This is a genomic window from Sphingobacterium endophyticum (assembly GCF_009733535.1).
GTDB lineage: Bacteria > Bacteroidota > Bacteroidia > Sphingobacteriales > Sphingobacteriaceae > Sphingobacterium > Sphingobacterium endophyticum.
In genome coordinates this window covers 483,791-496,058 of the sequence record NZ_SMMI01000004.1, presented here as the reverse complement: position 1 = coordinate 496,058, position 12,268 = coordinate 483,791, and the positions used below count along the sequence as shown (strand labels likewise).

The 12,268-nt window shown below is 35.8% G+C and carries 11 protein-coding genes and 1 tRNA gene; 9 read left to right on the top strand and 3 right to left on the bottom strand.

The window, feature by feature from the left end; translation table 11 throughout:
* Nucleotides 1–3: 3 nt before the first annotated feature.
* Entirely contained in the window at nucleotides 4–813 is an 810-nt protein-coding gene (locus E0Y80_RS07850; RefSeq protein ID WP_156307101.1) for a serine O-acetyltransferase, read from the top strand.
* Nucleotides 813–1,685 carry a cysteine synthase CysM gene (gene cysM, locus E0Y80_RS07845; protein ID WP_156307100.1) on the top strand — a complete coding sequence of 291 codons (873 nt, stop codon included), beginning with the start codon at nucleotides 813–815 and terminating at the stop codon, nucleotides 1,683–1,685. The genes E0Y80_RS07850 and cysM overlap by 1 nt, the downstream gene beginning before the upstream one ends.
* Nucleotides 1,686–1,728: 43 nt before the next feature.
* On the opposite strand, the gene E0Y80_RS07840 is transcribed toward cysM, so the two are convergent.
* Nucleotides 1,729–2,418 carry a hypothetical protein gene (locus E0Y80_RS07840; RefSeq protein ID WP_156307099.1) on the bottom strand — a complete coding sequence of 230 codons (690 nt, stop codon included), beginning with the start codon at nucleotides 2,416–2,418 and terminating at the stop codon, nucleotides 1,729–1,731.
* 172 nt (nucleotides 2,419–2,590) lie between these two features.
* On the opposite strand from E0Y80_RS07840, the gene E0Y80_RS07835 reads away from it, so the two are divergent.
* A complete protein-coding gene (locus E0Y80_RS07835) occupies nucleotides 2,591–4,066 on the top strand; it encodes a DUF3943 domain-containing protein (protein ID WP_156307098.1) in 1,476 nt (491 codons plus the stop codon).
* A gap of 112 nt (nucleotides 4,067–4,178) precedes the next feature.
* A complete protein-coding gene (locus E0Y80_RS07830; RefSeq protein WP_156307097.1) occupies nucleotides 4,179–4,847 on the top strand; it encodes a hypothetical protein in 669 nt (222 codons plus the stop codon).
* Between the two features lie 82 nt (nucleotides 4,848–4,929).
* On the opposite strand, the gene E0Y80_RS07825 is transcribed toward E0Y80_RS07830, so the two are convergent.
* Nucleotides 4,930–6,264 (bottom strand): trigger factor, encoded by a 1,335-nt coding sequence (locus E0Y80_RS07825; RefSeq protein ID WP_156307096.1) that lies wholly within the window; start codon nucleotides 6,262–6,264, stop codon nucleotides 4,930–4,932.
* Between the two features lie 70 nt (nucleotides 6,265–6,334).
* A tRNA-Leu gene (locus tag E0Y80_RS07820) sits at nucleotides 6,335–6,416 on the bottom strand.
* A gap of 481 nt (nucleotides 6,417–6,897) precedes the next feature.
* Here E0Y80_RS07820 and E0Y80_RS07815 point away from each other — a divergent pair.
* From E0Y80_RS07815 to E0Y80_RS07795, 5 genes are all read left to right on the top strand, one after another.
* On the top strand, nucleotides 6,898–7,221 hold the full coding sequence (locus tag E0Y80_RS07815) for a DMT family transporter (RefSeq protein WP_156307095.1): 324 nt from the start codon (nucleotides 6,898–6,900) through the stop codon (nucleotides 7,219–7,221).
* Nucleotides 7,222–7,335: 114 nt separating this feature from the next.
* A complete protein-coding gene (locus E0Y80_RS07810) occupies nucleotides 7,336–7,959 on the top strand; it encodes a hypothetical protein (RefSeq protein WP_156307094.1) in 624 nt (207 codons plus the stop codon).
* Nucleotides 7,956–8,258, top strand: a complete 303-nt coding sequence (locus E0Y80_RS07805) for a winged helix-turn-helix domain-containing protein (RefSeq protein ID WP_156307093.1) — start codon at nucleotides 7,956–7,958, stop codon at nucleotides 8,256–8,258. Before E0Y80_RS07810 ends, E0Y80_RS07805 begins: the two co-directional genes overlap by 4 nt.
* Nucleotides 8,259–8,487: 229 nt before the next feature.
* Nucleotides 8,488–9,981: a cell envelope integrity protein CreD gene (creD, locus tag E0Y80_RS07800; protein WP_156307092.1), complete on the top strand. Its 1,494-nt coding sequence runs from the start codon at nucleotides 8,488–8,490 to the stop codon at nucleotides 9,979–9,981.
* 138 nt (nucleotides 9,982–10,119) lie between these two features.
* Nucleotides 10,120–12,228 (top strand): S9 family peptidase, encoded by a 2,109-nt coding sequence (locus E0Y80_RS07795; protein ID WP_156307091.1) that lies wholly within the window; start codon nucleotides 10,120–10,122, stop codon nucleotides 12,226–12,228.
* Nucleotides 12,229–12,268 lie beyond the last annotated feature (40 nt).

The following is a 12,268-nucleotide window of genomic DNA, read 5'->3' as shown; positions in this document are numbered from 1 at the left end:
ACAATGGAGGATTTTTACAAACATATTTATCAGAAACAGCAGGCGGTTCAAGATATGCCGAGCAATAAAGCTATTGCGCATTGGGCTGTAGAACTGATGCATTTGCTGTTCCCTGAACGTGACTCCAAAACATACCATACGGTCCAAGAAATTGAAGATGCATTCAAACAATCTGAAGCTGATCTATATCTGATGCTTTTTAAAACCAAAGCTTGTTCGAGCTGTGATATTAAGAAAGTTTCGGAAAAGTTTTTCGAGAATTTACCTGCAATCTATCAAAGAATGCTGACCGATGCGCAGGCCATCATGGAGGGTGACCCGGCGGCTCAAAGTTTAAATGAGGTCATCAGGACCTATCCCGGTTTTTTGGCGATCAGTATTTACAGACTAGCCAATGAACTTTGGATTCAAGGAATCCCTTTGATTCCAAGGATATTAACCGAGTATGCTCATTCCAAAACCGGTATTGATATCCATCCAGGAGCTTTTATTGATGAGTATCTACATATTGACCACGGAACAGGAATTGTCATTGGTGAAACAACCCGAATTGGTAAACATGTTAAACTTTATCAAGGGGTAACTTTAGGAGCGCTAAGCGTGGAAAAGAATATGGCAAATACACAAAGACATCCAATAATCGAAGACCATGTCATTATATATGCTGGAGCAACCATTCTTGGAGGTGAAACAATAGTGGGGCATCATTCTGTAATTGGTGGGAATGTATGGCTGACAAGCAGTATTGATCCTTATACCACTGTGTACCACCAACCTAATTCAAAATTCATAGACTCTAAACCCTTAGCTTAATGGCAAACATCATCGATTTAATAGGAAATACGCCGATGGTTGAAATCAAAGGATTTCATGATAATCCAAAGGTTAAAATATACGCAAAATTAGAGGGTAATAATCCCGGTGGTTCTGTGAAAGATAGAGCGGCCTTGAATATGATTCGCTCAGCCATGGAACGTGGTGAAATCAACAAAAAAACTAAATTGATTGAAGCAACCAGCGGAAATACAGGAATTGCTTTGGCAATGATTGCAAGTATGTTCGGTTTAGAAATTGAGTTGGTTATGCCTTCATCCTCAACACGAGAAAGAACCTTGACCATGGAAGCTTTCGGAGGGAAAGTGACTTTATTAGATAGTATGGAAGCGAGTAGGGACTATGCTGAAGAGAAAGCTGCTACCGGGGAATATTATATTTTAAATCAGTTTTCAAATCCCGACAATTATGAAGCTCACGTAAAAACTACAGGTCCTGAAATATGGCGAGATACCGATGGTAAGATTACGCATTTTGTTAGTGCAATGGGGACAACAGGCACAATTATGGGCTGTTCAATTTATTTGAAGCAGCAGAATCCGGAGGTACAAATAGTGGGTTGTCAGCCTACTGAAGAATCTTCCATTCCGGGTATTCGAAGATGGCCAAAAGAATACTTGCCTAAGATATTTGATCCTTCCAGGGTCGACAGGGTTATCGATATTGATCAGAAAGACGCTACCCAGAAAGCCAGGGAACTGGCAAGAAAAGAAGGAGTGTTTGCTGGCATGAGCTCTGGTGGAGCCTTTCAAGCTGCTCTAACCGTAGCAAATGAAATCGAATCTGGAGTCATAGTATTTATTGTATGCGATCGGGGAGATCGATATTTAAGTTCGGACTTATTCGGTTAAGAAAATAAACAAAGGGCGTTGATTTCAACGCCCTTTATTGTTCTTATTTATTGTCTCTAGACCATATTTCAAAAATTGGATCCCCTTTAGAACTTAATCCACTATGATGCCAATCAGCATCCTTAATTTCTCCATCAAAACTTAATACTGCGCCAACTCGGCTGTTATCTCTTGAAAAGAATAATATTTTCTCGGTATATTTTCCTCCTTTGAAGGTATATTGTCCACCACCTGTACCAAAGAATCCTTTTTCTGCCGGATTAATTGCTATCCATTGAAAATATCCATCTACCAAAATCTTAATTGTTTTCCGATCTCCTCGAGGAATAGAGGATACTTTATCATCTTGCTTTCTTCCTGTTATTCTCCAAAGACCATCTAAATCCTGTTTATTTGAAGGTTTTTTTTTGAATGTCAGGTTTCCCATTTTTATTTCATTCCCACTTAATTTAGCAGCGGTAGCTTTATCTTGCCCAATTTCATCAGGTTTTGCATCATTAAACTCAACCTTGACTTGTATTCCGTTGGATTCATTGCTGAATGGACCACCCCAAGTGGAAAGGTATTTGTTGTTTTCGTATTGAATATAGGAACTATAGCCATCTACAAATAGCCATAAATGGTTGATGTTTCCATCCTTGGCTAAATAAGCTCCGGTTATGGACTGCCTATTCTGAGCAATGACTGCAATGCTCATCAGCAGAATTGTCATACTTAAAAAAATTCTTTTCATGCTGTTATTCTGTTGGTTATCCTTTAAATATAATTAAAACCATTCAAAGGACAAACTGTTTGTACCATGTCCATATTAACAGCATAATGTTAAAATTGAGATAGGAAGAGCAATTGAAGCGTAGCAATTCGATATATTAATTTAATTTTACAGCTTATTAAATAACAGTACTTTGCTTATACATTACAGAAGTCTACCTCTCACTGTTTGGATTTTTATTTTATCCATTTCTTATTCTTTTGCTCAGATTGATACCCTCGGAAAAATCAAAGATGAACCTATTAATTTCAGGAAGGATAGCCTAAATATCTTGACAGATAGTCCCGAATTTTTAAAAGATACAATTCAATGGGACTTGAACCCAAAAAGGGAAAAGAAGTTTTGGAGGGCAGGGACAGAGTGGTTCTTAGCACAAGCTTTTCCAGCTTCCTTTAATCGGTTTATTACAAAAGATCCTTATTCATATATTTCCTTCCAGAATTTTCTAGATCATCAACGTTTCAGTGCTTGGGATTGGGACGATAACCAATTTACAACCAATCAAATTGATCACCCGTTTCATGGACAGATATATTTCAATGCTTTTCGAAGCAATGGATATAATTTTTACCAATCTAGTTTAGCTACAGTTGCCGGAAGTTATATTTGGGAAACTGCAGGTGAGACTCAACATCCATCGATCAACGATCTGGTTAACACTACTTTTGGTGGTATCCTCTTAGGAGAGATGATGCACCGAGTATCCCGGAATATCCTAGCCCGAAATCGAACAGATCATAACCGTGTTGGCAATGAAATCGTAGCAACAATTGTCAATCCCATCAATGGCTTGAACCGACTTTTAGACGGAAAATGGGGAAAGCGTATTGATGATTATTACGGTGCAGACTCCTCAATTATTACGGCTGAAGTTGATATGGGTATCAGAAGGTTTGATGCAAAGGAAGGTGATTTCTTAAATGAAGGGAAAAATGCTTTTTATGGTCGTTTAAGGTTTAGATATAGCAATGGTGACCATAATTATAAGCGACCATTCGATCAGTTTTCGGTCAATTTGGAACTTGGAAATGGAGATAGTTCCTTTATTAACGCTGTCAATGTACATGCTTTACTATATGGGGCAAAATTCTTTAAGTCCAGACAGGGCGATCACTATGGAACATTGAATGCACATTATGATTTCTACAATAACGACGCATTCTTTTATGGTGCTCAAAGTATTAATTATAACTGGCTTTCTGAGTTTAGATATAAAACAGGTAACAGGCTTAATCTAAGTGTTGGTGCGGGTGCGGTAGTGCTAGCTGCGGTGCCAGACCCTTATCTCCTATATGGTGCCAGTAGAAATTATAATTATGGTCCTGGTGCCTCTTACCGATTTAGGGGAGATCTCATGTTGTTGAACCGCTTTATGATTAGTGCCGATTATAATGGGGGGGTATTTTTTACTATTTCAGGGACTGATTCATATTACGTACTCCATGGATTGAATGTGGAAGCAAGCCTTCGTTTGTATAAAAGATGGTCACTTAATTTAAGTTCAGGTTATTTCAACCTACAGGGACATTTTAGAGAACAGCAATATCCTGACTTTAACCGTGAATATCCATATGGACGATTATCCGTAGGATACAATATCTTCTTTTAAAAACAAAGTATTTTAAGTTAAATTATTTTCAATAATATGGTCTAATTATGTTTTTATTAATAACTCAATATATATATATATATATATATTTGAATATAAATTAATAAAAACTATGTTTAACTTAAATTCAAAAACCTCTAAAGCAAGATTGTTCTTGTTTTCCCTTATCTGTGGAGTAAATTTTACAGCAAATGCTCAAAATGCAGATTCCACTGTTTTAAAAAATTCCACTCAAGATTATTTTGTCGTTCAGACAAAAGGAGTCAAATTATCGTTGCTATTTCCGGCGGTAACTTTCCAGTACGAACATCCAATTGGCCCTAAAACAATTTTTGACGCAAATGTAGGAATGGCCGTTGGAATTGGATTTTCTAAAGGTTCAGCGAGTGTAAATGGAAATGTTGGTTACCAATTCAAATCTAATTCCTATTCATTTATGCCGGCAGCATTTATTGCGGTTAAGCATTATTATAATATTGAAAAGAGATTTAATAAAGGGAAGAACATTTCAAACAATAGTGCCAGCTATTTAGGAGGTAGACTGTTTGGATTTATGCATGGATGGTATAAAGAGAAACAAGATGTGAATGGGGAAATTACCAAAATCAATCAATTCAGTACGAGCAGTTCTTTTGGTTTGGTAGCTATTTGGGGGATGAATAGACAATTGGGAAAAAACTTTGGCTTTAATTTAGAAACAGGACCTTCTGCAAAATATAAACCCGATGAAAAAATAGCAATGGGAATTTGGCTGCTAACAGGATTTTCCAAATCATTCTAATAAAAATAGTCTATAATTAATAAAAAAACAGGCCCGGAAACTCCGAGCCTGTTTTTTATTTTATAACTAATTCTTGCAATTCTTATTTATCAAGCTTTTCGAATTTGTCGTAATCAATCTTTTTAGATTTGATTTTAACAGTTTCTTTAAGTTGATCGAAAACTTTCAATGCTTTAACTTCTTCAAACAAACGGTTAGCTTGTTCTCTATCGCCTAACAATTGCATAGCGAATTGTTGTAATTGCTCATCAGTAGGCTCTTCATTGATGTTGTACATTTTGATTTGAGCGTAGATACGTTCTTTTGCTAAATCAACAACCTCATCATATTTAACTTCAAGGTTATTTGCAGTAACAATGCGGTTTTCAATGATTGTCCATTTCAAGTTGTTTAAGAAATCTTCAAAACCTTCTTCGATTTCAGCAGCATCTAAATTAGGATTAGTTGCTTTTAACCATCTTTTCAAGAACTCTTCAGGGAATTTTGCGTCTACTTTTTCCATACCGAAAGTATACATATCGTTACGCAATCTTTGAGCTGAGTTTTGTTTGAATAGGTTTTCAACTTCTTCTTTCACTTTTTCGTTGAACTGTTCTTCTGTAGTAACTTCACCAGCAGGGAACAATTTATCGAAAAACTCTTGATCTAAATCAGACTCTTCTAATCTATTGATGTTTTTAACAGTCAATTCGAATTTAGTCACGTCTAAGTTCTCAGCCTCATCTTCAGTGATACCTAAGATACGAGCTAAGTCAGCAACTTTAAACGCTTTCTTAACGTCGATTTTAGCAGTATCATCTTTTTTCAAACCTACTAGAGATTTTTTGATTTTAGCATCTTCAATGATATCAGTACGGATTGAAGTTGTTTTTTCAATACCTTCTTCTTTATCTTGTTTCAAAGTAGCATAAAGAACATCACCATCTTCTGAAACTTCGGGGTTGGTCATTTTACCATAGCTACGACGTAAGTTTTTGATACGCTCTTCTAGAGTTGCTGTATCTGCCTTAATATCGTATTCTGTGAATTCAGTTTCTGCTGAGAAAGGGATGTCGAATTGAGGAGCTAAACCGATCTCGTAGTCGAAGTTAAAAGTATCTTTGAAATCCCAGTTGTATTGACCTTCTTTATCTTCTTCTTTTGGAAGAGGTTGGCCTAATACTTCTAATTTTTGCTCACCGATGTATTCAGCAATTTTATCATTGATAATTTTGTTGATCTCATCGAATAAGATTGCTTTACCATACATACGTTTGATATGTCCCGTAGGAACCATTCCTGGACGGAATCCTGGTAATTTAGCTTGTTTAGCTTGGTCTTTAATTGCTTTATCAACCTGTGGATTATAGTCCTCAGGTGCTATTTCCACTTGGATATTAGCGTTGATGTCATCAATGTTCTGGTGTGAAATATTCATACTCTTGTTTTAGCTTTTCGCAATTAATAAAAAAAATCCTCCCGAGGTTTATTTTCGGGAGGACATCAAGTGCGGAAGAAGGGACTCGAACCCCCACGCCTCGCGGCGCCAGATCCTAAGTCTGGTGCGGCTACCAATTACGCCACTTCCGCAGTTAGGATTTTATTGAGCCACAAAGATAGAAACCAAACCTATATATGTCAAGCTTTTTTTTCTATTTTTTGACTATCTTTTTGTAACTATTTGTCTGTTAACCTCCTAATTTTAATAAAAATCATTTATTGTGTCCGTTAAACCAATATTATTACCGATTTTCATGAATAATTAGCTTTTAGGCCTTCGTTTTATTTGCTTAAACTAAGAAAATGAAACTTCAGCGAGTGAAAGTGATTTAATAAAATTGAATTAGTCATTCAGATTCTTTATTTAAATATTGAAACACATTCTCTAATTCTTTGAATAATAATTCATGAGATGAATTACAAGACCAATGATTTGATTAATAAATTTTAAAATGAATTTATTTGTTCTAATACAATAAAAAATCAAAGAGATATGGATAAATTAGTCCCATAAATTCTAATCATTGGAAAATGATTACGAATTCAAAAGGTGCAGTAAGCTAGACATGAGATGAAATATATTTATTTAATTGCAGCCATTGTTGCAGAATTAATTGGAGCATTAGGCACTCGACAGTCTGAAGGATTTACAAAACTAGTTCCATCTATTGTAGCAGTCATAGGGGTAGTGGGAGCATATTATTTATTGTCGTTATCCTTAAAAGCTGGAATGCAGATCGGTGTTGCATATGGGATATGGGCTGCAGTAGGAATATCATTATTAGCTCTAGTAGGATACTTTGCCTTTAAAGAGTCTTTAGGTACCGTTCAATTATTAGGACTCATGTTAATTATTGCTGGAGTTTTATGTCTTGAGCTTGGCAAAACTGCTTAAACCAAAAATCTATCCATTCTCCTTCTCGAATAAAATCATTCTTCTTTGAAAAAAATGAAAAAATATTTGCGGGTACGGAATAATTAACCTTACTTTGAAAATCAAAGTACTTTTATGGACCAGAAAGATATCTTAAAAGAAATAGGCCAGATTCGCTCCATGATGGAGAAGTCTTCAAAATTTATGTCAATTAGCGGACTATCAGGCGTGTTGATTGGTTGTTTTGCATTATTGGGATCTGCAGCTGCTTATTTTGTCGTATATGGAACGAAAAGCTTATTTGGGTATAGGGAATTCTATGTATTGGATGAACAGGTGATTTGGAAGCTTATCGCTATTGCTTTCGTGGTTTTAGTGGTATCTATTTCGGTAGGAGTGACCATGGCAAAAGCAAAAGCTAAGAAAAGTGGTCAAAGTATCTGGAATCCTACAAGTAAGGCATTACTTAAAGCTATGGCGATCCCTTTGGTAACTGGAGGGCTTTTTACACTGATACTCATTAGTAAAGGAATATTTGGGTTAGTCGCATCATCACTGTTAATCTTTTACGGACTTTCATTAACAGCTGCGAGTGTTTTTACGTTTCGAGAAGTACGGGTATTAGGGATTTTAGAAATTGGGTTGGGCTTATTAGCATTGGCATTCCCTGGATATGGCGTCGTGTTTTGGGCATTAGGATTTGGAGTGTTACATATCGTTTACGGAATCATTGTCCATAAAAAGTACGAAAAAAAGTGAGCTTAGATTTAACATTATATGATAAGGTTTTTGAAAATAGGGTAAGGCTACAGATCATGAGTATCCTAATAGCCAACGATTCCTATGATTTCAACTCTTTGAAAGAATTGTTGGACGTGACCGATGGTAATCTCGCTTCCAATCTAAAAAACTTAGAAAAAGAGGGGTATATATTAGTCAGTAAAACTTTTATTGATAGAAAACCGAATACAAGTTACAGTAAAACGGAAAAAGGAGTCAAAGCTTTTGAAAATCATCTAATTGCATTAGAAAATTTAATAAAACAAACGTATAAATAAAATTTTTTTTACACCTTTACTTTGAAACTCAAAGTACTTTTTAATAAACATTATGAGAACACTTGTTTTAAAACTGAACCTTATCCAGAATAACCCCAATTCTTTTATGAAAGGGAAAGAAATGGCTAAGGTACATCGCATGAATTCAAGCATTATTTGTCAGAATCAACATCTAATTAAAAAATAATTATCAACAAGAAACTAACACTACAAGTAAATCCAATACAACATGGAAAATAATTCAAATCTCGAAAGTCAAGGGAACAGTTCCCAAAAGTCTTTAATTGAAAAAGTAACGGACTCATTGGTATTAAAAATTTTCATCATCTTTTTCTTGATGCTTATCCTCTTAATTCCATTAGGTCTTATCGGAGATTTGATTTCTGAAAGAAATCAAAGGGAAGTATCTGTATCATCCGAGATCGCTAGAAAATGGGGAATGGATCAAGTCATTACCAGCCCTATTATTGCAGTACCTTATGATGTCGTTAAAGAAAGGATAGAAAATTCTGCTGATGGAAAAGCCACTAACTTAGTCAGATCAGTTGTAACAGAATATGCCTTTCTAATGGCAGATCAAGCTTCCATTCATGCCACGGTAGAACCACAGCCATTGAAAAGAGGTATTTACCAAACCATTGTTTATAATTCCAAAATCAATATCAAAGGAAGTTTCAAGCCTTTTGAATTGGAAAAATTAAAAATCAATACCTCTGAATTGAAATGGGGTGAATCGAAATTGGTATTCGGTATTCAAGATATAAAAGGAATTTCAAAAAATCCAAGCTTTACTTGGGACGGAAAGGCCTATGAAATGGGTAAATTTGAAAATGACCTCAAATTATTCAATCAAAACCTAACAGTTGATTTAGCATTAGAAGGAAACGAATCATTAAATAAATCTTTTGAAATCAATCTGGATCTTAAAGGTTCAAAATCTTTAAACTTCCTGCCTTTAGCTAAGCAAACTAAGATCGAAGCGAATGGAAATTGGGCAAATCCAAGTTTCAATGGAAATTTCCTTCCTGATGAAAGGGAAGTGAACAGTACATTTAAAGCGGTTTGGAATATTCCTGATTTCAGCAGAAAGCAATCCCAACAGTGGACAGGAGAGCCTTCTGGAATCTATAAATTCCAAGGCCTTGACCTAGCAGGTGACCAAGAAAACTTACGTACTTATCAAAGTGCACAAGCCGTAGATGCAAACTATGCTAATGTTGTAGAAACCCAATTGACTTCGGACGATTACGATATGGTTCAGATTAATTTCTTGCCACAAGTAGACAATTATCAAAAATCTACCCGTGTAACTAAATATGGCGCACTGGTGATTGCCCTAACCTTTATATCCCTTGTGTTTATGGAGATTATCAAAAAACAACGTGTCCATCTGATACAATATGTGTTAATTGGATTTGCTATGGTATTGTTTTACGCTTTGTTGCTAGCCATTTCAGAGCATATAGGATTTAACTTAGCCTATTTAATTGCTGCATTTGCAACCATAATTTTAATATCATCATTTATTAAAGCAATTACAAAAGACATGAAATCAGCACTGGTTTTTAGTGCCATCTTAGCATTATTCTATACCTTTATCTTTGTATTATTACAGCTGAGAGATTACTCTTTAATTGTAGGAACCGTTGGTTTATTCATCATTCTTGCCGTGTTGATGCGTTTATCGACAAAAATAAATTGGTACCAATTTGAAAAGCAATGATCAAGCTAAGTAGAACATCCATAAGAATGTACTTGACCAGTATCTGGCTATTATTTTGGAAAGTCAGCCGTGGACATTAGTATGTAATTTCTTTTTGCCTGCCAACTTTAGTAAATTGGCAGGCAAAATAGTTTTTATATGCACAAGATATCATGGATTGGCGCATTCTTATTGATCAATAATATGGTTATTGCACAAGAAGGAAAGGAAGTTCCTCAAAAGGTGGAACGTCCAAAAGTAGAGAACCGTGTTAGGAACTCTAGAAATGTTGAACCTTTAAGCCCTAAGAAACTTTGGGAGCTGGGACGAGTTAGTGCTGAAGGTCTTTTTACTGATGGTACTCAACTTATATATGGGGTATCCAACTATCAATTCGAAGAAAATAAATCCGAGAAGAATTTATTTGTTATCCCTGTTAAGGGAGGTTCAGCCATACAATTCACTACTGATGCAGGTTCAGAATCTGTATTGAATGTGGATGGAGATCAAGTACTTTACCTATTTAAAGGGCAGATTTGGAAAAAAAGTCTAAAAGATGGAAATGCCGTTCAATTAACTAATTATGAAGATGGCTTAGAAAACGTCAAAATTTCCCCTGATGGTAAACATATTCTTTTCAGTAAGCAGGTGCTTCTAAAGCCTTATTACAGTACCGATAAGTATAAGGATCTTCCAAAATCCAATGTTTATATCTATGATAATTTAGATTACCGTCACTGGGATACATGGAATGATGGAAAATTTAATCATCCATTTATTGCTTCTTATGAAAATGGAAAAATAGGAGAGGCTAAGGATATTTTAGGTGATGAGCCTTTTTATTCGCCTACAATGCCTTTTGGTGCTGCAGAAGATTTTGCTTGGACCCCAGACAGCAAGTCGGTTCTATATGTCTGTAAGAAGAAATTCGGAACTGACTACGCGCAGAGTACCAATACGGATATCTATAAATATGATCTACAGTCAGGCAATACCACAAATCTAACCGAAGGTATGCAAGGTTATGACAATACTCCGGGATATAGTCCGGATGGAAAATTACTAACCTGGTTGAGCATGAAAACCGATGGATATGAAGCCGACAAAAATGACATCTACATTCAAGATCCGAATACAGGATTAAAATTGAACCTAACGGCGCATTGGGATGGAACCGTCAATTCATATACTTGGAGTAAGGATAGCAAAAGGATTTATTTCGTTGCACCAACAGAAGGAACAATTCAAATATTTGAACTATCTGTGCCAGCAAACCTCAAGAATATGGCATTGCCAAATATCAAGAAATTATCATCCGGAAATTTTGATATCACTGGCATCGTTGGTGAAACCAAGGAGGGATTAGTCGTTACTTCAACCACTATGACCCAAGCTCCAGAGGTATTTCTATTCAACTTCAAAACTAAAAAACTGAACCCTATCACATCAGTTAATGATCAATTATATAGTACCGTTGCTGAAACTAAAGTGGAAGCAAGAGTTACAAAAGCTACAGATGGTCTAGACTTGTTCTCATGGGTGATCTATCCACCAAACTTTGATCCTAATAAAAAATATCCAACCTTACTATTCTGTCAAGGAGGACCTCAATCTGCTACAACACAATCCTATTCATTCCGTTGGAATTTTCAATTATTAGCTTCTCAAGGCTATATTGTAATTGCGCCAAATAGAAGAGGAATGCCAGGCTGGGGAGTTAAGTGGAATGAACAGATTTCAAAAGATTGGGGTGGCCAAGCGATACAAGATTATTTATCTGCAATTGATGACATTTCTAAGGAACCTTATGTAGACAAAGATCGTCTGGGCGCTGTAGGTGCTAGTTATGGAGGATATTCTGTTTTCCAATTGGCCGGTGTTCATGAAGGAAGATTTAAGTCCTTTATTTCTCATTGTGGACTTTTTGATATGAAATCATGGTATGGAACTACCGAAGAGCTTTTCTTTGCTAATCATGATTTGGGAGGTCCATATTGGGACAAGGCTAATGAGAAAACTTATACGCAATTCAATCCTAGCAACCATGTTGATAAATGGGATACACCTATATTAATCTTCCAAGGAGGAAAAGATTTTCGGGTACCTATCGGACAAGGATTAGAAGCTTTTCAAGCTGCTCAATTACGTGGAGTTAAAAGTAGATTAGTCTATCTGCCAGATGAAAACCACTGGGTGCTTTCTGGTCAAAGCGCACAAGTTTGGCAGAGAGAATTCTTTAGTTGGCTAGACGAAACATTGAAAAACTAAAACTTAGTACATAATAAAAGGGAAAGGGTTCAGTAATCAA

What these genes read in the sequence shown, in the direction of transcription:
- E0Y80_RS07815 (WP_156307095.1), top strand. Translation starts at nt 6,898, where the DNA reads ATGAAATATATTTATTTAATTGCAGCCATTGTTGCAGAATTAATTGGA.
- E0Y80_RS07830 (WP_156307097.1), top strand. Translation starts at nt 4,179, where the DNA reads ATGTTTAACTTAAATTCAAAAACCTCTAAAGCAAGATTGTTCTTGTTT.
- E0Y80_RS07850 (WP_156307101.1), top strand. Translation starts at nt 4, where the DNA reads ATGGAGGATTTTTACAAACATATTTATCAGAAACAGCAGGCGGTTCAA.
- cysM (WP_156307100.1), top strand. Translation starts at nt 813, where the DNA reads ATGGCAAACATCATCGATTTAATAGGAAATACGCCGATGGTTGAAATC.
- E0Y80_RS07795 (WP_156307091.1), top strand. Translation starts at nt 10,120, where the DNA reads ATGCACAAGATATCATGGATTGGCGCATTCTTATTGATCAATAATATG.
- E0Y80_RS07840 (WP_156307099.1), bottom strand. Translation starts at nt 2,418, where the DNA reads ATGAAAAGAATTTTTTTAAGTATGACAATTCTGCTGATGAGCATTGCA.
- E0Y80_RS07810 (WP_156307094.1), top strand. Translation starts at nt 7,336, where the DNA reads ATGGACCAGAAAGATATCTTAAAAGAAATAGGCCAGATTCGCTCCATG.
- creD (WP_156307092.1), top strand. Translation starts at nt 8,488, where the DNA reads ATGGAAAATAATTCAAATCTCGAAAGTCAAGGGAACAGTTCCCAAAAG.
- E0Y80_RS07825 (WP_156307096.1), bottom strand. Translation starts at nt 6,264, where the DNA reads ATGAATATTTCACACCAGAACATTGATGACATCAACGCTAATATCCAA.